Genomic DNA, 20,590 nt, shown 5'->3' with positions numbered 1-20,590 from the left:
TAAAAAATAATTTATTAGAGATTAAGTATGATATCCGTCCAAGATTTAAAATCCGCCATTACCCAACGTTGCCAAACCTATTTAATCGACAATCCTTTGGCGAAACGTGCCACCATTGAACTGCCATTGCTTGAGTCGTCCAACCATATTTTGGCAAAAGACATCACCGCCAGTTTTGACATTCCACGCCAACATTTATCAGCAATGGACGGTTTTGCCCTTGCCATAGGTAGCGATTTGGCAGAGAACAGCGTGTTTGACGTGGTCGGCGAATCGTGTGCAGGCTCGCCTTTTACAGGCACGCTGACCACAGGACAAGCGGTGCGTATCTTTACGGGGGCGGTCGTGCCAAGCGATTGCGACACGGTGGTCATGCAAGAAAATACCAATTTTGCCGATATTCAAAGCACATTGGATAAATCCCAACCCTATACAATTACCCTTGCCAAAACTGCTAATCACGGCTCAAATATCCGCAAGCAAGGCGAAGAAGTGCAAACAGGCGAAACCTTACTCAGCACAGGCAAACGCCTAAATACCGCCGATATCAGCCTACTGGCTAATTTGGGTGTGGCAAATGTCACCGTTGCTAAGCCTTTGACGGTGGGAATTTTGGCAACTGGTGATGAATTGGTGCAACTGGGAGAGCCTTTGACCCACCTTGCCCAAATTTATAACTCAAATACGCCAACGCTCAAAACATTGCTTAAAGATTTACCGATTATTGTTAAAGATTATGGCATTATCCCAGACGATTTAGACAAAACCACCCAAGCAGTTGAGCAAGCGATTGATGAATGCGATGTAATTATCTCAAGTGCTGGGGTGTCAGTCGGTGATTATGATTTTTTGACCCAAGTCGTTGATAAACTGGGTAAAATTAACCATTATAAAGTGGCGATGAAACCCGGAAAACCGTTTGTCTTTGGTGAATTTGCTAAAAATAACAAACAAGTTTTATATTTTGGTTTACCAGGAAATCCACTTTCTACCATTGTCGGCTGTTTGCAATTTGTGCGTCCTGCGATTTGGCGTTTGACAGGCTGTGCCGAGATTGATTTGCTAAAACAATTACGCTTGCAAGCGATTTGCCAATCTGCCATTCGCAAAAATAGCGGTCGTCAAGAGTTTCAGCGAGCTTACTTTAGCCAACATGATGACGGTCAATTTATCGTCACGCCCTTTACTGGGCAAGATTCACACCGTGTTAAACAGCTTACCAGAGCCAATTGTTTGCTCGTTTTGACGGTGGAACGTGGCGATGTGGCTCAAGGCGAAATGGTTGAGATTTTGCCATTTGAGTGGCAGTTGGGGTAAGCATTTTTAGGGAACTACCCCCAAAGTAGTAGCGACTGTGCTTTTGGTGAATGGTGAAACCAGCGTAATTTTGCTAAAGTAAGCTCTCACCCATTACCGAGGCAATGCTTTACGCAGACACCGCCATGAAAACTTTATCAATCGCCCAACCAACAGGCACAGGGCTAGATGATTTGCCCTTTGATTTTAATGGTAAAACATCTGCCCATTCGCCACACTCTTCTGATATTTCCATCATTTCCCCTGTGATTGATACTGCTTCGTTAATCGACCCCTTTCACCGCCGATTGACCTATTTACGCCTTTCGGTGACTGATTTTTGCAATTTTCGCTGTAACTATTGCTTGCCCAACGGCTACACCGCCAACGGTGGCAAACGCCCCGACAATGAACTCTCCCTTGATGAAATCGCCACGTTATTTGACGGCTTTACTGCTCTTGGCACGACTAAAATCCGCCTAACAGGGGGCGAGCCGTCCATTCGCCACGATTTAGCCGATATTATCCGCATTGCCAACAGCCATGACAGTATCAAAACCGTTGCCGTCAGTTCCAATGGTTACAAACTTGCCAAACATTTATCCGCTTGGCAAAGTGCTGGGCTTTCGCAATTAAACGTCAGTATTGATAGTTTTAATCCGACAATTTTTCAGCAAATTACAGGCTTTGATATGTTGCCGACTTTGCTCAGTGACTTGGATAAATTACTGGAAACCACCGATATTCGTCTAAAATTAAACGGTATTTTAATGGCGGAAACGGCGTTTGATAATTTGCAAAGTGCGTTGGCGTATGTCAAAACTTACCCTGTGACCTACCGTTTTATTGAGTTTATGCAAACGTCTGATAATAGCGAGCTGTTTTTTTCCGAACACGCTAGTGGAAAAACGATTAAACAGTATTTGATTGAAAATGGTTGGCAAGCGATACAGCGGCAAGCCGATAGCGGTCCTGCGATTGAGTTTTGTCATGCGGATTATGTCGGCAAAATTGGGCTAATCGAGCCGTATGCCCCGCAGTTTTGCGACAGTTGCAATCGTTTGCGAGTGAGTAGTCAAGGCAAGGTGCATTTGTGTTTGTTTGACCAGCTTAATTATGATGTGCGTGAGTTTTTGACGAGTGGCGACACGGCTGGGTTGGTGATGGCATTGCAAAGTTTGATGCCAATTAAGCCAGAACATCATTTTTTAACTGATAATAATAGTGGTATCATGGCGAATCTTTCTATGGTGGGCGGTTAATGAATGGTATTAAAAGTTGATGAAACGTTGTTTCCGTTTGATGTTGGGCTGTATTTTGACCCACAAATTACCGATTGGCAACAAAATCCAGAGCATTTGGTTTTGCAATATATCTATGTGATGAGAAAATGCTCTAAAGAATGCTATGCGGTATCAAAACAGTATCACACTCACAGAGATTTTTATAATTTTTTTCAACAAGATAAACCTAAGAAAACGTTAATCACTATCTTCAAACTACTTTGTACAGCTAAAAAACGTTCACGTTTAGATTATGTGTCTTATCATGATTATGCGGGTAGTTTTGATTACGAAATGAAAGATTTTCATCATTTAGAATTGAATAAAACGACTTGTGATGTGTTCTTTATCAATAAAAAGGGACTACTCCTTTATAAATTCACGTTGAAATGGCTAAAAAAGCGTTGGTATATTAATGACTTTTATTATTTTCAAAATATGCAAGAATGGCAGTTAAGCAAACTTTAACCCTTTTTATTAAATGAGAATTACCATGCCAAACGCTATTCAACGCCCCCAATTTATCGGAACTTTAACCGAAGTACGAGCAGGCAAAGCTGACTATTTCGCTCGTGACAAGTTATCCGCCATTAATAAATACCCAGTCAAAGGCGAAATGGCAGTAAATTATCTCGGACTTGTCACCGATGAACAAGCCGACCGCAAACATCACGGTGGACACCTAAAAGCCGTGCATCAAATGCCGATTACCACTTACCAAAACTTTGGCATGGACATGGCGATTGGCACATTGGGCGAAAATTTAACCGTGATGACAGACGGCGAACCCATGTCAGAGTCCAACGTTTACATTGGCGATGTTTATCGCTATGGCGAAGACGATACAACTAGCGTCAAACTGCGAATCGTACAGCCACGCCGACCTTGCTACAAAATCAACGACCAATTAGGGCGTTATGAAGTCGCTTCCTTTATCACCGAGTAAGGCATGGCAGGGTGGTATTTTCAAGTGGTGCAAGACGGCAATTTGACCCAAAATCTGCCTGTGTATTTGGTCGAGCGGCCTTATCCATTTGCCGATTTAGCCACGCTTTGGCAACTTGCCAACCAAAAAGATAAAATCCCTGTCGATACTGTCAATCAATGGCTAGCGATTGATTGTTTGGAAGATAGTTGGAAAGAAAAATTGTATAAAAAACGTGAACAATAAATTAGAGCTCTTTGCAATCTAAAGTTTCCGTTCGTGGTGAGACTGTCGAACCATGATGGAAACCCAGAAAACTTACCCTTCGACAAGCTCAGGGTGAACGGTTTTCTCTAATTTTAAACGTTTAAAAAAAGTCTGTTGATTTAATAAGGAAAACCTAATGAGCAAACCCGAAAAACCCTTTATTCCGCTAAATATCGCCGTTTTGACGGTATCGGACACACGCACGCTAGAAGAAGATACCTCTGGCAAATACCTTGCCGATAGCCTTGTGCAAGCAGGTCACATCCTAGCCAAGCGAGCCTTGACCACCGATGATATTTATCAAATCCGTGCAATGGTAAGCAAATGGATAGCCGACCCCGCCGTCCATGCGGTGATTACCACAGGTGGCACAGGTTTTTATATCCGTGACAGTATGCCAGAAGCAGTATCACCCCTGTTTGACAAAGAAGTGCAAGGCTTTGGCGAGATGTTTCGAGCGTTATCTCGTGATGAAATTGGGATGTCCACGCTCCAATCTCGTGCGGTGGCAGGTATGGCGAACAACACGGCGATTTTTTGCTTACCTGGTTCGACAGGGGCGTGCCGTACAGGGTGGGAAGGGATTTTAAAAGATCAACTCGACAACCGTACTCGTCCGTGCAACTTTGTACCGCATTTGATGCGTGAAAATCCAACACATGGTTGATTTATTAGGGATTGTCATTTTGGCTGGGGGTGAATCGTCTCGTATGGGTTCGCCCAAAGCCTTGTTAAAACTGGCAAATGGCGAAACATTGCTTGAGTTTCACATTCGCCATGCTAAAAATTTGAACGCACCTGTCATGGTCGCTGATAATAGTAAACATTTTTGCCAAAATAAATCCGTCAAAATCATTGATGATTATATTAAGAATGACGAAGCTGGCAAAGGTGCTGGGGCGTTATCGGCAATAGCAGGGGCGATAGAGAATTTAATCAGTCAAAATGGTTATTTAATGGTGATAAGTTGTGATTGTTTGATTGAGGCGGATTTGGTTTTTGCTAAGTTAGTTCATCAAATAATTGATGAAGATGTGATTTATTTTAAAGGCGAAAAAGATTATCCGTTGTTGGGGCTGTATCGTGTGGATTTATTGCTAACATTAAAAGATTTTTTGGATAAGGGCAATCGCTCGGTGATGAAGTTTTTAAGTGATAAAAAAGTTAAAACGGTTGATTTGCCAAACGAATGGGGGAAATTGGCGAATTTTAATACGTTAGATGAATTTAATTTGGCTGTAAAAAATTGAGGAATAAAAATGATGAGTAAACTTAGTTTACCACTAAACAAGCAAGGTCAAAGCCAAGAAATTGAATTTGAGAAATTAGTAATCATTGGTGCAAATGGTGCAGGAAAGACTAGATTTGGCTCTGAAATAGAAAAAAATAATTTAAAAGTAACTCACAGAATTTCTGCTCAAAAATCTCTTATGCTACCTGACCATGTAAATACTACATCAAAAGAAGTTGCATCAGCAGAGTTTTTATATTGATATTATACAGATAATAAAGAGAATCATAATTGGCTTACAACGTCTGCTAAATTAAATAGTCGTTGGAATAATAAGCAAAATGCTAATTTACTTAATGACTGTGATAAGTTGATGATTCTATTGCACACTGAAGAAGCTGAAGAATCAATCAATTATAAAAATAATAGTGGTATTCGACCTATAACTAAATTAGACAAAATTAAGAAAGTTTGGGAATAAGTTTTACCGCATCGAGAGCTAAAAATTAGTGTGAGTAAGATAGAAGCAATGGCAAAAGGCAAAGAAAATAGACTTTATAATGCTTCCAAAATGAGTGATGGTGAGCGTGTAATTTTTTATTTAGCGGGTTCTATTTTGGCTGTGCCAAATAACTCAATTATTATCATTGATGAACTAGAAATGCACACTCATCCGTCACTTATCAAAAGTTTTTTTGATTTGATTGAGATTGAAAGAACAGATTGTTCATTTATCTATTTAACCCACAATATTGATTTTGCTTTCTCAAGACAAGACGCTCAAAAAAATTGGATTAAAGAATTGGATGGTACTCAGTGGGATTATGAAATTTTACAGAATGACAGCGAAATTCCAGAGCAGATTTATTATGAAATCTTGGGAAGTAGAAAACCTGTATTATTTATAGAAGGTGGCAAAAGTAGCCTTGACTATCAAATTTTTCAGCAAGTATTTAACCAAAAAGGGATGATTGCTAATTCTAAAATAACAAATTTACTAGGTTTGAATAACCCAGATGTTTATAAAAAACTGGTTATTAACCTTTTGAAAAAAGGTAATGAAAATATTAAAACTGCAATTAAAAATCAAAGGCTCTAGACTAGCAACACAACCCATGCTAGACTAGAAACATGAAATATAACAGTAAGTTAAGCATCTGTAAAGTCAAAAAAATCATAAAATTCTTTTGCACTGATATAGATGCTACAAAAACAGCGATTTTACTTGAATTAAATCGCAACACCATCAACCGATGGTATAATATCTTTCGTCAAGAAATATATGACTATCAAGTTAATCAAAAACGCTTATTATACGGTGAAATAGAACTTGATGAAAGCTATTTTGGAGCAAAACGCCAACGTGGTTTTCATGGTAAACTTAAACAACCTGTTTTTGGTATCTTTGAGCGTGATGGTAGGGTTTATACTAAAAATTGTACCAGATTGCAAAAAAGGCACGCTACAAGCATTGATACTAGGTAGGGTTGATGCGAATAGCATTATTTATTCAGAGGCTTTCGTGGCGATAATGGCTTAGTTGATGTTGGTTATGATAAGCATTTTAGGGTAAACCACAGTAAAAATAAGTTTGCACACGGTAATTGTCATATTAATGGCATTGAGAGCTTTTGGAGTTTTGCTAAAAGAAGGCTTGCCAAATTTAATGGCGTAACTGCCAATGTTGAACTTCACTTAAAAGATGAGAAACACCGTTTCGCAAGGTGGCATTTCGTAAGGTGGCGTTGGAATAAAGATTTGAATGAATTACAACGCTATTTATGGGATTTGATTAAGTGAGTTTTTTAGTTCTTGATAGTCTAGAGCCAATCAAATTATTACAGAAGAAATTAACTAGAAATGACTGATTCACAATTAACCCATTTAGACGCAAATGGCGATATATCAATGGTCGATGTATCCGCCAAAACCCCCACCCACCGCACCGCTACTGCCACAGGGCAAGTCATTTTTCCTGCCAACATTTACCAAGCGATAAAAACCGCAGACGGCATGACAAAAAAAGGCTCAATTACCCAAACTGCCCATATCGCAGGGGTCATGGCAAGCAAACGCACCCACGAACTTATACCGCTATGCCACCAACTACCGCTAGACGGTGTCAAAATTGCTTTTGCCTACGATGACGAAAACCATTCAATTAACGTCACCGCCACCACCAAAGTCACCCACAAAACAGGCGTGGAAATGGAAGCCCTAACCGCCGTATCGGTCGCTTGCTTGACCATTTACGACATGACAAAGGCGTTATCGCACGACATTATTATTAACGATATCAAACTGTTACAAAAAACTGGGGGCAAATCCGATTATGCCAGCAACTAAAAACTTAGAAATTTTATACTTTGCCAGTCTCGCCGAACAAGCAGGCAAAGACGAAGAAAAATTTAGCTTTGACGGTGATAATTTGCCCGAGCTTTACCAAACATTAAGCGAGCAATACGGCTTTAGCCTTGCACAAGCCAAACTTGCCGTTGCCATTAACCACGAAATCACCGATTGGAACGCACCGATTCATGACGGTGATATCATCGCCTTTATTCCGCCTGTGGCTGGGGGTTAATATGAACGCATTGCACAAAGGTTCATCAATCATCAGCATTACCGAAGATGAAGCCTACCAAACCGCCATTTTACAAGGGTTTGCCCTACTCGACCGTCCCATTGACGATAGACGGCTCAAACAAGCCTTGATGAGCGACACTTGTGGAGCATTAGCGACCTTTGAGGGCTGGGTGCGTAACCACAACAACGCTCGCCACGTCACCAAACTGACCTATTACGGCTACGAAAAACTGGCGATTAATCAAGGCAAAAAACTGGTCGAACAAACCAAAGCCCAATTTGACATTGAAAAAGTCATTGCCATTCACCGCATTGGCAATTTGGCGATTGGCGATATAGCGGTGTGGATTGGGGTGGTGTCGGCTCACCGCTACCCTGCCTTTGATGCGTGCCATTGGCTACTCGATGCCATTAAAGCCGATATTCCCGTGTGGAAACAAGAATTTTATGCTGACAGTAGCAAGAGCCTTTGGCTATCCAATAATGGTTAAAATGTAAGATATCCTAGCGTTATTTACAGTATTTAGGATAAAATACTGCAAATGAACATACATAAAAACACCAGACTGCTACCGTTTGAAAGAGAAGCTATTTGGATAGCCTATCATCAAAACAAACAAAGCGTAACATCACTTGCTGAAGAATACAAAGTATCAAGACCAACAATCTACAAGGTATTGAAACTTGCTAGAGTGAAGTTACTAAAACCACAAACCAGTGTCAATAATCGCTTTAAACAAGCGAAATTTGGCATTAAACGCTTAGCTAAAGTTGAAAAGAGTATACAAGACAAACTCAAAAAACAAGCCAAGCGTTATAATAAATCCTATCCTGGTGAGATGGTACACGTAGATACAAAACGCCTACCACTGCTCAAAGGACAAAATAGCAACAGCCCTAGAGAATATCTGTTTGTTGCCATTGATGATTATTCTCGTGAACTGTATGCTTGTATTATGCCAGACAAAACAGCTTTTAGTGCGGCTAAGTTTCTGACAGAACAAGTTATTAAACCTTGCCCTTATACGATTGAGGTGATTTATTCTGACAATGGCACAGAATATAAAGGCACAAAAGACCATGAATTTGTCAAAGCCTGTTATGATAACAACATCAATCAGAAATTCACCAAAGTTGCCAAACCACAAACCAATGGTAAAGCAGAACGAGTAATACGTACGCTCATGGAAATGTGGCATGAACAATGTGAATTTACAGGTAGTGAACATAGAAAGCAAGAATTAACAAGATTTCTTAATTTCTATAATACCGTTAAACCCCATTCATCTTTAACTAAAAAAGATGATATTACTGGCAAAACTCAAACCTTTACTCCTTATGAGTGGTTGGAGTTTTATTTTAAACAAAGTGTAAATAACGCTTGAGGTTCTTACAGGTTAAAACTTTATGAAAAATACGCATAAAATCATGGCATTATTGTTATTATTGTCAAACATCACAGGCTGTGATAACAAAGAAAAAACTGTTACCATTTATGCCGCCGCCAGCATGACTAACGCTATCAACGACATCAATCAACTGTATGAAAATCAATACCATACCCATGTCAAAACCTCATTTGCGTCTTCGGCAACCTTAGCCAAACAAATCGAACAAGGGGCAAAAGTCGATATTTTTATCTCGGCAGATACCGCTTGGATGAATTATTTACAACAAAAAAATAAACTGGTCGCAGGCACAACCAAAAATTTTTTGGGAAATAACTTGGTGTTAATCGCCCCAAAAGCAAGCCATTCACCTAGCATTGTTATGGATAAAAACTTTGATATCAGCAAGGCTTTGACAGGTAAACTTTGCACAGGCAACACCACCACCGTGCCAGTTGGCAAATACGCCAAACAAGCCTTAACCAATCTAGGTTGGTGGCAAAGTGTGCAACCGCATTTGGTCGAAACCGAAGACGTGCGTTCGGCACTCAATTTTGTCAATCGTGGCGAATGTCAGCTAGGCATCGTATATGCCACCGATGTGGCTGTCGTGGATAATGTCAAAACCCTTGGCGTATTTCCTTTGACAACCCACACACCGATTGTCTATCCAATTGGCATAGTCAAAAACAATGAACAAAATACTGAAATTCAACAGTATTATGCGTTTTTACAAAGCTCATCCGCCAAAGCAATTTATCAAAAATATGGCTTTAATGTATTGCAATAACCCATGATATTTAACCTAACCGCCGAAGAAATTGACGCTATCAAACTGTCGTGCCAAGTTGCAGGGTTTAGCCTATTGTTCAACCTTGTTCCTGCCATAGCGGTCGGTTGGTTGCTCGCTCGCAAAGAGTTTTGGGGCAAATCGTTGGTTGAAACGCTGGCATTTTTGCCCCTTGTGTTACCGCCTGTCGTACCAGGTTATATCCTATTGGTGCTATTTGGCAATGAAGGGATTATTGGCAAATATTTATTGGCAATTGGTTTGGAATTTGCTTTTAACTGGAAAGGGGCGGTGCTTGCGTCTGCGGTCATGGGATTTCCACTCATGGTGCAAGCGGTTCGCCTAGCCATAGAATTGGTCGATAAACGCCTTGAAATCACCGCCATGACGCTCGGAGCGACATGGCTTCAGACATTTTTTCAGATTACCTTGCCATTGGCGGGGACAGGGATTTTGATTGGGGCAATTTTGTCGTTTTGTCGCAGTTTGGGAGAATTTGGAGCGACCATAACTTTTGTTGGTAATGTCGCAGGCGAAACTCGCACTCTACCGCTTGCCATTTATAGCCTATTGCAACAACCTGACAGCGATGCCCAAATCATGCGATTGCTTGTGATTTCGGTCAGTATCGCCTTTTTGGCGTTATGGCTGTCGCAATGGTACGCCCGTTATCAAAAGAAAAAATTACAATAGAAAAGTAGAAAAAATGCAACCCTTATTATTTGCTTGTCAATTTAGCTTAAAACTCGGCAAAAAACAGTTAAACGTCAATTTACAATCCGAGCAATCCGTTGTCGGCTTGTTTGGCGTGTCTGGCTCTGGCAAAACCAGTATTTTGCACGCCATTGCAGGGATTCACACACCAATTTTCGGCAAAATTGATATCAATGGACAAACGTGGTTTGACTTTGACAAAAAAATCAATCTACCCATACAACAAAGACGAGTCGGGCTAGTGTTTCAAGATGCCCAGCTTTTTCCGCATAAAAACGTCATGGATAATCTATTATTTGGCTATCGCAATATCAGCGAGCAAGATAGGCGTTTTGACCCAAATACGATTATTAACTTGTTAAAACTCAATGATTTAACCGAGCGTATGCCGACCAAACTCTCTGGCGGTGAAAAACAACGGGTGGCGTTGGGGCGAGCCTTGCTGTATTCGCCCAATGTGCTGTTGCTAGATGAACCGCTATCCGCTCTTGATAGTATTCATAAAGCTGAGATTTTGCCGTTTTTTCAGCAAATTATCGCCACCTCCAACATCCCTATGCTGTATGTCAGCCATGATAAAGGTGAAATCGAGCAACTGGCGAGTGAGATTTATTTTTTGTAAAATATTAATGCAAGGTAGCAAAGGGTTTCAAAAAGCAATATACTAAGAAATTTAGTCGAGTATTTTTAAAAATAGATAAAGTGTAAGATGTAAGATATCCTAGCGTTATTTACACTTTATTTGTTATAATAAAGACTGTAACCCCCACAGCTTATGTTTGGTTTCTTAATAATTTCCATGCCTTACCTGTGGGCTTTTTTGTGCCTATTAAAAGAGTAGATTATGGATATTGAAACAACGATTTGGTGGCAAGATTGAACATTTTACTTTTTGGTGGAAGTGGCTTTATCGGCAAAAAAGTATTTACTTTGTTAAAAAACGAAAACCACAACGTCATCACCTTATCAAACCGTGAGATTGATTTCACCAAACCCAATGAATTAGATGTCGCCAAAATCGCTCAGATTTTCGCCAAAACCGACATCATCATCAACATGGTAGGCGTGATGTCAAACGACAAAACGCTCATGGAAAATGTCCACCACCACACGCCTGCACGACTTGCCAACTTATTTAAAAAGCATAGCAAAAGCCAAAACGTCAAACAATGGATAAATCTCTCCGCACTCAGTGCAGACCCAACGCAAAAAGTCGCCTTTGTCGGTAGCAAAGGGCGTGGCGATAATGCCATTTTAAATTTAGCTGATGCTAATTTTAGTGTAAAAATCGCTCGTCCTTCGCTTGTTTTTGGGCAAGGTGGTGCAAGTACCGAGATGTTTTTAAAAATGGCAAAATTACCGATTTTGTTTTTGCCAAATGGCGGAAATTTTGACATTACCGTTCCGAAAAACCTACCTAAGTCTACCTATAGGCAAATTTAGCGTTTTCTTCCTACTTCAACGTTGTTTGCTCTTGTCATTTGACTTAAGACTTACATCAACTCCATAGGCTGACACGGTGGAACTCACCGCCAAAAATATTAGGTTGTTAAAACCTTAGTTGCATGATTTAGGATATTGATACTAGCGTTTATATCTCTATCATGCGTAATATGGCAATTTGGGCATTGCCAATTTCTCATACTAAGTAGCAAGTTATCCAATTTATAATTACAATTGTGGCAAGTTTTCGAACTGGGATAAAATCTATCTAATTCTTTCACTGTTTTGCCCCATTGGTTCGCTTTATAAATCAATTGTCGTTTAAACTCATAAAAACCTAAATCATTAATCGCACGGCTAAGTTTTTTATTCTTTACCATGCCTTTTACATTTAGGTTTTCAAGACAAATCACATCATAAGACTTAACAAGGCTTGTGGTTAGCTTGTGTAAAAAGTCTTTTCTGATATTGCTGATTTTAAAGTGTAGCCGTGATAGCTTGGTTTTTGCCTTTTCACGGTTTTTTGAGCCTTTTTGTTTTTTTGATAAACTTTTATTCAATCGTCTTAGTTGTTTGAGTTTGTTTTTTAATGGTTTTGGTGCTTGGATTTTTTCGCCATTTGACAAGGTGGCAAGGTCTGTAATGCCTAAATCAATACCAACTTGTTTGTCTGTTTTGGGTTGTGGTTTGATGATGTTTTGTAATTCAACGGCAACTGATACAAACCATTTACCGCCTTGTTTAAAGATTTTGGCAGATAGGATTTTGCCTGTGTGTCGCAGTTTTTCACGCATTCTAACAAGTCCAAGATTGGGGACTTTGATAAAAGGTTTGTTATTGATGTCAATAAGTTTAAATTGGTCGTTGGATAAGCTAAATCTGTCATTTACGCCTTTTTTTCTAAATTGTGGGTATTTGCTTTCACCTTTAAAAAAGCGTTTGAATGCGTCTCCTAGTTGCATGATGGCAAGTTGTGGGCTGCATTTGGTTACTTCTAGCATAAAGGGGAATTGTTGTCTTTTTATGCTATTTAGTTGTTTTCTTAATTTGCCTTGTGATGGTTTGTTAAGTTTGGTTTCATCAATTTCTATGCTATTTGCTAAACATTCGTCACTGTATTTTTTGTCTTGTTCGTATTGGTTTTGCCATTCGGCTAACGCCCAGTTATAGGCAAGACGAGCCACACCGCAAGCCTTTGCAAAGTAGGTTGCTTGTTTATTCGTTGGGTCTAGGGCGATGATGTGTCCACGTATTAGGGTCATTCTAGTACTTATCGTAACGTCTGTGTCCTTTTGGCGTTCTTTGGGCAACAAGCATGCCACTTTTATCCCATCTGCGTAATGTTGAGACAGACACACCTAGTTGTTTTGATGCTTCGTTGATACTAATTAATCTATTCATTTGGATATTATAAAGTAGATTTAGTTAGTTTTCAAGAAACAGTTTCAAGCCCCATTCACGTTGATGATGTGGCGTTGGGCTTGGTCAATTTAACAAAAACAGACAATTTACCCAAAGTGATTAATTTTACAGGCGAGAAAGCTTTGACCTTAGCTGAGTATTTAAGCGGTTTACGAGTAAAATTTTATCACAAAAATTCGCCTGTTATTGTCAATATTCCCATGCCGATTGCCAAGTTTTTTGCCAGTATTTTACAACCGTTTAGCAAGATGATAAGCGTGGATAGTTTGATTTTGCTAGAAAATGGTAATGTGGCGGATAATGCGAATTTTTTGCGGTTATTAAACAGAGATTTTACCCAAATTTTGCCATAAAAAAAGCGAATAATTTAACCATTATTCGCTTTTTTGATTGGAAATATGCAATCAGTTATTTGGCATTTTCAATCATATAATCGACAGCGTTGATAACTTCTTGGTCTAGCAAGTCCGCTTTACCACCTTTGGGAGGCATAGCGTTAAAGCCTTTGATGGCATGGTCATGCAAAGTCGCTGCACCTTTGGCAATACGTGGTGCCCAGCCTGCTTTGTCACCAAATTTTGGTGATGCCAAAAGTCCTGTTGCGTGGCAAGTATGGCACACGCCTTCATAGATGGCTTTACCGTCACGTGGGTTGTTTGGGTCGGCTGCACCCAGCGTTGCCGCAATGGTGATATCGCAATCTTGACCTTCAAAGCACACTTTGCCTTGTGGGGCGATACGGGCAATCAAGTTTGGATACAAGGCAATCAATTTTTGCACTTGGGGTGGGTCTTTTGGCACTTCTGGTTGTTTTTTAGCTTCTGTGGCTGGTGCAGAAGCGGTTGCAGGTTGGCTAGCAGTTGATGCGGTTGCAGATGCAGTGCTGGCGGTTTCGGCTTGGCTGACAGCAATGCCCGCTGTGCTTAGCAGGGCAATGGCTGATAACATAACTACTTTTTTCATTCGGCACGTTCTCTTATTTTTGTCATGTTTTCACAAAACATAAAATATATGTAATGCGGGTAAGAATTTTTCCCTACTATTATAAGGGAAAACGTAAGCAAAAATCTATGGTTATTTTACCGCTTTTTTGCTTTTGTTCAACAATTTGTGAATCAAATCTCGCTCAACATACGCCACCATCACCATATACACGATTAACAAGGCGTTTGACAACCAAAAGTTCATTTCAAACACATTGACAATCATTAAGCTAAAAGCGATTAAAATTGCCAAAAATCCGCCAATTTTTTTGGTTTTGTACGGAATTGGGTACATTTTTTGCCCCAAAACATAGGAAATTGCCGTCATGGTCGCATATACCGCAAGCGTAACCCAAGCGGACACCATAAAGCCGTATTTTTGCAAAAATAGCAAATGTAACAAAATCGTCAAGCCCGCCCCAAACCACGAAATCGCTGTGCCGATTTTGGTGCGGTCGGTGACTTTGTACCAAGTAGACAGGTTGTAATAAATGCCAAAAAACAGATTGGCAATGACGATAATCGGCACGATGTCAATCGCTGTCCAGTAGCTACTGTCGGTGATAAACAGGCGTTTTAGCCACGAGATATTGGCGATAATGCCTAACGCCACCACAGACGCAAACAGGGTGAAATATTCGGTGAGTTTGGCGTAAGTGTTTTTGGCATCGGCGTTTTTCATTTGTTTGAATAAAAATGGCTCAATCCCCATACGATATGCCGTTACGAATAGCGTCATCAGCACCGCCAATTTGTACGCACCGCCATACGCCCCTGCATCGCCTTTGTCAATCATGTAGTATTGAATGATTTTGTCAAAATTTTCATTGACCATAAACGCCAAGCCCGCCAACATAACAGGATAAGAATAGCTTAACATTTTTCTAAATAATACTTTATCAAAACCGAGTTTTACTTTTAATATAATTGGTAAAAGCATAACAAAAGTTGAGATACTTGCGATTAAATTACTAAAAAATGGATAAGAAACTTGCTGTTTTAGCCCAATGCTTTTGGCAAAATCCACAGGAACAAAGCGGAATAACGCAATGACTAACACGGTCTGAATAAGAATGGACGACACACGAATGGCGGAGTACATGACAGGCTTGTTGTGAAATCGCAAATAGGCAAACGGAATGGTGCAAACCGCATCAAAAAACGCTATCCACGCAAACCAACACAGGTATTCTGGGTTACTCGCATAGTCCATTAAGGTGGCAAGCGGATAGTTAAACAGCAGTATGGCAAGCAAAAATACGGTGGCAAGGGCGGTTACGAACCAAAAAGACGTGTTAAAAACTTTTTTGTGCATACCGTCTTCTGATGCGTAGCGAAAGTACGACGTTTCAAAGCCGAATGTGAGCATGATGTTGATAAAGGCTATCCACGCATATAGGCTAGTGAAAATGGCAAAAGCTTGTTTGTCTATATAGTTGATATATAAGGGGTTTAGTAAAAATGTGATGACTCGTGGCAAAATCGCCCCAATGCCATAGATTATCGTTTCGCCTAATAAACGTTTGATGTTCACGGTTCACCTTGGTTTAAATTTGCCTTAATTTGCTTGAATTGAAAATGTGGGTTAGTTTAATCGGTTTTTGGAGAAATGTCATTTTTTTTGTCAATTTGGTGATAAAAAAGCCACGATGTGTGGCTTTTTATTACATTTAAATAAATGTTATTTGTTATTCTTTTCAAGAAACTCAACACACTGCTTTGCAATCGCATTGGCAAGCGGTGGCGGAACGGCATTACCAACGTGTTCACAACGCTTTGAATGATTGCCAATAAAAATCTTGGGCGACACTTGGCAAACTGCTGGCAAACAACATAACGGTAATCGCTATTTTTTTGGCAAACATCAGATTTTCCTTTATCCATTTTCCATAAAAATTATTTTTAAAAACAACCATTAACGATAAATAACGGTATTAAGGGTTGAAACTGGTTGCAAATATTTTTCCAATAACGGCAAAATATCCACGTCAAATTCAGCGTCATTTGGCAAAATCAGCTCATCAACGCCAATCACAGCGACACGGCGAATGCCATCATAACGCCCCCATTGGTACAAAACAAGCTCAAGCTGTTGCAAACAGGTGCAAATACTGTCCAAATGCGGTGAATTTTCGGCAAATTCGGTGGTCGCCATCGCCACGATAAACTTAGGCTTTGACAACGCCCCACCCACGCCTGCTAAATCTCGGTTGGTTTCGTACACAAGGTTCTCACCCAATGCCAACTCGGAGCGTTCACAGGCTTGTTCGTACACTTGATAATATTCAGGGTACAACATCTGCGTGCGTAACAGCAGACGATGACGAAAAATGCCTGACACTGGGACAGGCATTATCAACGCTTGGTAGCGGTCTTGAAACAAGGTTTTTTTATCAGCAAGGCTAATCATCAATAACCATCAACTTTTTAAAACGGCTCAGCAATTATTTGCCTTGAGCCATTTTTTCTTGGGCTTTTTGTTGCTCAAGTTGGGCGATTTGTTGTTCTAACAATTTGATACGCTCTTCTTTTTTGCCACTTAGCTCATTCATCATTTTTAGCCGTTCTTCAATCATTTTTTCTTGTTCAGCCAGTTGGGTCGCTTGTTCTTCAAGTCTATCCATCTCTTCTTTTGCTAAAGCTGGGTCGTTTGGTGTTTCGGCATTCAAGACTTCCTCAGGTGTTACGACAGGTGCTGTCGTGGTAATTTCTGGTGTTGATACTGTCTCAACAGGGGTGCTAGCCGTTTCAGCGACAGTTGAAGCCACACTTGCGACCGCCACCGCACTGGCAGTACTTGCAACACTGCTCGCTGTTGTAGGTGTAGATGCAACAGGGGTAACTTTCGCAGGGGTTGGCACTGGCGTTGGAGCTGGTGCAGGTTCTTCACTGCCTTGATTCATAAAGAACCATGCCAATGCACCCAAAATTAACAATGCCAAAATCGCATATAATAGGTTATTATTTTTTGCACCTATCGGTTTTGGTGATTTTACCAAAGTTGCTTTATACGATTTTGGCGTGGCTTTTTTCGCACCAAACAGTGGCTTTTTTTCTGCTTTTGGTTTTACTTCTTTGGTATTTTTGCCGAATAGACCTTTTTTCTCAACTTTTGGTTTATCCACTTTTGCACCTTTGCCAAACAAACCTTTTTTCTCAGGTTTGGCATTGGTTGCAGCGGTTGGTTTGTCATCGTTATTCAGTGCAACCGTAGCAACACCCGCACCGACAGCCGTCGCCGCAGCAGGTGCAAGCAAGTCATCAAGGTCTAATTCATCAATATCATTTATCATTGAATGCGTGCTAACAGGTGCGTCTGTGGCAACATTGCTATTTGGATTTAACGTGTCAATGTCAGGGGTATTTAAATCAACAGCATTTAAATCAACACTATCCAAATCCACCGCATTGACATCTATATTTTCATGCGTTGCAGGCACATCAAGGTCAAAATCGTCAAAATTTACCGTAACATCTGTATTGGGTGTGGTGGGTGCGTGATTGTCCAAAGAATCCAATTCATCCAAGTTAAACGCATCTAAATTGATGTCGTTAGCCGTGCTGTTTGGTGTCGTTGGGGCATTGTCATTCAATTCCAACGAATCCAAATCCAGTGCATCTAATGAAAATTCGTCCATTGTGTCTTGATTACGGTTAATATCTGTCATGATTTTTTCTACCAATTTGTGTGGAAAATTCACTTGTTCTTACAAGTTCTTTCAATTATGTCATACTATAGCAAAATTAGCACCAAAATAACAATATTTCCCAGTAATTTTAGGATAAAATGAAACAATATTTTACTTAAATGGTATTTTTTGGCGATTTTTTTATTTTTGTCAAACAATTATGGCTTAAATTTGACGACTTGCACGATATTATCTTCTTCCGCGTTTTGTTGTTGGATTAATGGTAAATCTTCTGGGGTTGGTCGTCTTTCGGTGTAGCCACACGATACGCATTCAATGTATTCGTCTGGCACAGGTTCAAAGATTTCTATTTGGACGATTTTGTCTATTTCGCCACATTGTTTGCATTTTACCCCTGCCAAAAATTGGCGTTTTGGGCGGTTGGATTGGTATCGCATATTTTTTCCTTTTACCAAGACTGCGTATTATTAATATTATCACTCAAAATCTCTTCATAAAATCCCGAATGACGCAGCAACGCATCAATATCCGCAGGGCGTTCACGAAATGCTTCAAAATTCTCTTTTGCCGAACGAGAACCGCCTTTTGCCAAAATCTCTTCACGGAAAATTTTGCCTGTATTTTGGTTAAAAATACCGTCCGTTTCAAAACGGTCAAACGCATCAGCCGACAACAATTCCGCCCATTTGTACGAATAATAACCACACGCATAACCGCCCGCAAAAATATGGCTAAAACTGTTGGCAAAACGGTTATAATCAGTCGCTGGCATGACAGCCACGTCCGCACGCACGCTATCAAGCAAATCCAAAATCCCTTGATAATCAACGGCTTGCGATTGAGAATGCAACAACAAATCAAACAAGGCAAATTCCAACTGACGTAACGTCTGCATACCGCTTTGGAAATTTTTGGCATTTAACATGGCTTTGAGCATCTCATTTGGCAAGGTTTCGCCTGTGTCCACATGACCACTAATCAACGCAATGCCGTCCTTGTGCCACGCCCAATTTTCCATAAATTGACTTGGCAATTCCACAGCGTCCCATTCCACGCCATTGACCCCAGCCACGTCCGAAATGCTGATTTCTGTCAAAAGATGATGCAAACCATGCCCAAATTCATGGAATAATGTCAAGACTTCATCATGGGTTAAAAGGCTTGGTTTACCGTCAATGGCAGGGGAAAAATTGCCCACCATAAAGCACACAGGCAACTGATGATATGCACCGTCCGCACTTTGATAACGAGCTTGAAAACCGCTCATCCATGCACCGCCACGCTTGCCTGTGCGAGCGTAAAGGTCAAAATAAAAACCGCCAAGCAATTGTTCATATTCATCAAACAACTGATAAAAACGCACCTCATCATGCCAACGTTCCACGTCTTGCGTTTTTTCTACAATGTTAACACCGTACAAACGTTGAACAATTTCAAACAAACCGTCAATCACTTTTGGCAGAGGAAAATACGGACGAACCGCTTCTTGCGACAGATTAAACTTGCGTTCACGCACTTTTTCCGCCAAATATGCCGTATCCCAAGGCTTTAACTCATCAATATCAAACGCCAAGCCTTCAGTTTGCAAGGTTTTCACATCGGCTTTGGCGTAAGGCGTGGCTTTATTTGCCAAATCTCGCAAAAATTTTTCCACCGTTGCCACATCGTCCGCCATTTTTGTGGCAAGCGATACTTCAGCATAATTGTCAAAACCCAAAATTTTGGCTTTTTGCTCACGTTTTGCCAAAATTTGTACCATAATATTGGCATTGTTAAATTCGGTTTGCTCACTTTTTTCTGATGCACGAGTAACGTACGCTCGGTACAATTTTTCACGCAAATCCCTATCGTCCGCATAAGTCATGACCGCCAAATATACAGGAATATCAAGCGTTGCAACGTATAAAGTTGCTGTTGATTGGTTAAATTTTGTACGGTAACGTTCGCCTGCATCTTTGAGCATAGCAAGGGCGGATTGTGGCAAACCGCTTAATTGACTTTCAACTAAAGGTAAAAAATAACTTTGCGTTGCGTCTAATAAATTGTCCGAAAATTTTGCCGATAAAGTAGATAATTCACTGGATAATTTGGCAAATTCCGCCTTTTTATCATCAGCCAATGCCACTCCAGACAATTCAAAACCTTGTAAAGATAAAGTTAAAGCACGCTTGCGAGCAGGGTCAAGTTTTTCAAAAAAATCTTGATTATCAATTACTTGACGATAACGGCTAAACAAAATTTGATGTTGCCCAACTTGCGTGCCGTAATCAGAAATTTTTGGCAGAAGGCTATGATGTAACTCACGGATCTCATCTGTACTAACCACGCTGTTCAAATGCGACAGTAAGCCCCAACTGCGGTCTAACGCAATATTAACGTGTTCAAAAGCGGTAATATCATTCAACGCTTGTTCAGCAGTTTCGCAAGTTTTTTCATTATTTTGTTTTTCTTCGTCAAGCATTGCCAAAAATGCCAAACCATTGTCCAACGCATCTGTGATATGTTGTTGTAATTGTTCAAGTTTTAATTGGTTAAAATTGACGAGATGTAAATTTTTTTCATTGTTGTGTGGCATAAAATTTTCCTAGTTTTTAACAAGTTATAAATGGTTA

General features: G+C 40.2%; 24 protein-coding genes and 2 pseudogenes. 18 read left to right on the top strand and 8 right to left on the bottom strand.

What is annotated here, in order from left to right; all coding sequences use genetic code 11:
* The first annotated feature begins 27 nt into the window (after positions 1-27).
* From glp to ACGTJS_RS06045, 17 genes and pseudogenes are all read left to right on the top strand, one after another.
* Positions 28-1,317, top strand: a complete 1,290-nt coding sequence (glp, locus tag ACGTJS_RS06125) for a gephyrin-like molybdotransferase Glp (protein WP_410473128.1) — start codon at positions 28-30, stop codon at positions 1,315-1,317.
* Between the two features lie 125 nt (positions 1,318-1,442).
* Positions 1,443-2,558, top strand: coding sequence for a GTP 3',8-cyclase MoaA (gene moaA / locus ACGTJS_RS06120; RefSeq protein ID WP_410473127.1), 1,116 nt, complete (start codon positions 1,443-1,445; stop codon positions 2,556-2,558).
* Between the two features lie 3 nt (positions 2,559-2,561).
* Positions 2,562-3,047 carry a hypothetical protein gene (locus tag ACGTJS_RS06115; protein ID WP_315042297.1) on the top strand — a complete coding sequence of 162 codons (486 nt, stop codon included), beginning with the start codon at positions 2,562-2,564 and terminating at the stop codon, positions 3,045-3,047.
* A gap of 13 nt (positions 3,048-3,060) precedes the next feature.
* A pseudogene (locus ACGTJS_RS06110) lies at positions 3,061-3,750 on the top strand (MOSC domain-containing protein).
* 157 nt (positions 3,751-3,907) lie between these two features.
* A complete protein-coding gene (gene moaB, locus ACGTJS_RS06105; RefSeq protein WP_315042295.1) occupies positions 3,908-4,438 on the top strand; it encodes a molybdenum cofactor biosynthesis protein B in 531 nt (176 codons plus the stop codon).
* A complete protein-coding gene (locus ACGTJS_RS06100) occupies positions 4,431-5,021 on the top strand; it encodes a molybdenum cofactor guanylyltransferase (RefSeq protein ID WP_315042293.1) in 591 nt (196 codons plus the stop codon). Before moaB ends, ACGTJS_RS06100 begins: the two co-directional genes overlap by 8 nt.
* A gap of 9 nt (positions 5,022-5,030) precedes the next feature.
* Entirely contained in the window at positions 5,031-5,264 is a 234-nt protein-coding gene (locus ACGTJS_RS06095; protein ID WP_315042291.1) for a hypothetical protein, read from the top strand.
* 249 nt (positions 5,265-5,513) lie between these two features.
* Positions 5,514-6,101 (top strand): AAA family ATPase, encoded by a 588-nt coding sequence (locus tag ACGTJS_RS06090; RefSeq protein ID WP_410473126.1) that lies wholly within the window; start codon positions 5,514-5,516, stop codon positions 6,099-6,101.
* A 32-nt stretch (positions 6,102-6,133) separates the two neighbouring features.
* A pseudogene (locus ACGTJS_RS06085) lies at positions 6,134-6,802 on the top strand (IS1595 family transposase).
* A gap of 60 nt (positions 6,803-6,862) precedes the next feature.
* The gene (moaC, locus tag ACGTJS_RS06080; RefSeq protein ID WP_410473125.1) at positions 6,863-7,348 is read left to right on the top strand and encodes a cyclic pyranopterin monophosphate synthase MoaC; all 486 of its coding nucleotides are present in this window, start codon (positions 6,863-6,865) and stop codon (positions 7,346-7,348) included.
* A complete protein-coding gene (gene moaD / locus ACGTJS_RS06075) occupies positions 7,335-7,586 on the top strand; it encodes a molybdopterin converting factor subunit 1 (RefSeq protein WP_410473124.1) in 252 nt (83 codons plus the stop codon). The genes moaC and moaD overlap by 14 nt, the downstream gene beginning before the upstream one ends.
* 1 nt (position 7,587) lies before the next feature.
* Positions 7,588-8,079 carry a molybdenum cofactor biosynthesis protein MoaE gene (locus tag ACGTJS_RS06070; RefSeq protein WP_410473123.1) on the top strand — a complete coding sequence of 164 codons (492 nt, stop codon included), beginning with the start codon at positions 7,588-7,590 and terminating at the stop codon, positions 8,077-8,079.
* A gap of 51 nt (positions 8,080-8,130) precedes the next feature.
* The gene (locus tag ACGTJS_RS06065) at positions 8,131-8,973 is read left to right on the top strand and encodes an integrase core domain-containing protein (RefSeq protein WP_410471877.1); all 843 of its coding nucleotides are present in this window, start codon (positions 8,131-8,133) and stop codon (positions 8,971-8,973) included.
* A gap of 43 nt (positions 8,974-9,016) precedes the next feature.
* Positions 9,017-9,766, top strand: a complete 750-nt coding sequence (modA, locus tag ACGTJS_RS06060; RefSeq protein ID WP_315044258.1) for a molybdate ABC transporter substrate-binding protein — start codon at positions 9,017-9,019, stop codon at positions 9,764-9,766.
* A 3-nt stretch (positions 9,767-9,769) separates the two neighbouring features.
* Positions 9,770-10,459 (top strand): molybdate ABC transporter permease subunit, encoded by a 690-nt coding sequence (gene modB, locus ACGTJS_RS06055; RefSeq protein ID WP_315044255.1) that lies wholly within the window; start codon positions 9,770-9,772, stop codon positions 10,457-10,459.
* Between the two features lie 13 nt (positions 10,460-10,472).
* Entirely contained in the window at positions 10,473-11,102 is a 630-nt protein-coding gene (locus ACGTJS_RS06050) for an ATP-binding cassette domain-containing protein (protein ID WP_315044252.1), read from the top strand.
* A 254-nt stretch (positions 11,103-11,356) separates the two neighbouring features.
* Entirely contained in the window at positions 11,357-11,923 is a 567-nt protein-coding gene (locus ACGTJS_RS06045; protein ID WP_315044250.1) for an NAD-dependent epimerase/dehydratase family protein, read from the top strand.
* 98 nt (positions 11,924-12,021) lie between these two features.
* Here the strand turns inward: ACGTJS_RS06045 and ACGTJS_RS06040 are convergent, their stop codons facing one another.
* Entirely contained in the window at positions 12,022-13,185 is a 1,164-nt protein-coding gene (locus ACGTJS_RS06040) for an RNA-guided endonuclease InsQ/TnpB family protein (protein ID WP_410473122.1), read from the bottom strand.
* A 1-nt stretch (position 13,186) separates the two neighbouring features.
* Positions 13,187-13,324 carry a MerR family transcriptional regulator gene (locus ACGTJS_RS06035; protein WP_410472593.1) on the bottom strand — a complete coding sequence of 46 codons (138 nt, stop codon included), beginning with the start codon at positions 13,322-13,324 and terminating at the stop codon, positions 13,187-13,189.
* Between the two features lie 80 nt (positions 13,325-13,404).
* Between ACGTJS_RS06035 and ACGTJS_RS06030 the strand changes: the two genes are divergently transcribed.
* Positions 13,405-13,698, top strand: a complete 294-nt coding sequence (locus ACGTJS_RS06030) for a hypothetical protein (protein WP_315042964.1) — start codon at positions 13,405-13,407, stop codon at positions 13,696-13,698.
* A gap of 55 nt (positions 13,699-13,753) precedes the next feature.
* Here ACGTJS_RS06030 and ACGTJS_RS06025 read toward each other — a convergent pair whose 3' ends face one another.
* The 6 genes from ACGTJS_RS06025 to ACGTJS_RS06000 form a co-directional block, all read right to left on the bottom strand.
* The gene (locus ACGTJS_RS06025) at positions 13,754-14,308 is read right to left on the bottom strand and encodes a c-type cytochrome (protein WP_315042962.1); all 555 of its coding nucleotides are present in this window, start codon (positions 14,306-14,308) and stop codon (positions 13,754-13,756) included.
* Positions 14,309-14,419: 111 nt separating this feature from the next.
* Positions 14,420-15,862 (bottom strand): lipopolysaccharide biosynthesis protein, encoded by a 1,443-nt coding sequence (locus ACGTJS_RS06020; protein ID WP_315042960.1) that lies wholly within the window; start codon positions 15,860-15,862, stop codon positions 14,420-14,422.
* Between the two features lie 381 nt (positions 15,863-16,243).
* Positions 16,244-16,738 carry a hypothetical protein gene (locus ACGTJS_RS06015; protein ID WP_315042959.1) on the bottom strand — a complete coding sequence of 165 codons (495 nt, stop codon included), beginning with the start codon at positions 16,736-16,738 and terminating at the stop codon, positions 16,244-16,246.
* 34 nt (positions 16,739-16,772) lie between these two features.
* Entirely contained in the window at positions 16,773-17,996 is a 1,224-nt protein-coding gene (locus ACGTJS_RS06010) for a hypothetical protein (RefSeq protein WP_410473121.1), read from the bottom strand.
* Positions 17,997-18,175: 179 nt separating this feature from the next.
* Complete coding sequence (locus tag ACGTJS_RS06005) at positions 18,176-18,415, bottom strand: YheV family putative metal-binding protein (RefSeq protein WP_410473120.1); 240 nt, start codon at positions 18,413-18,415, stop codon at positions 18,176-18,178.
* Positions 18,416-18,426: 11 nt separating this feature from the next.
* Complete coding sequence (locus tag ACGTJS_RS06000; protein ID WP_410473119.1) at positions 18,427-20,553, bottom strand: M3 family metallopeptidase; 2,127 nt, start codon at positions 20,551-20,553, stop codon at positions 18,427-18,429.
* Positions 20,554-20,590 lie beyond the last annotated feature (37 nt).

Source organism: Faucicola mancuniensis, from assembly GCF_046523945.1.
Classification (GTDB): Bacteria; Pseudomonadota; Gammaproteobacteria; order Pseudomonadales; family Moraxellaceae; genus Faucicola; species Faucicola mancuniensis.
Note: the sequence above shows the minus strand (reverse complement) of the source record. Positions and strands in the feature narration are given on the sequence as shown.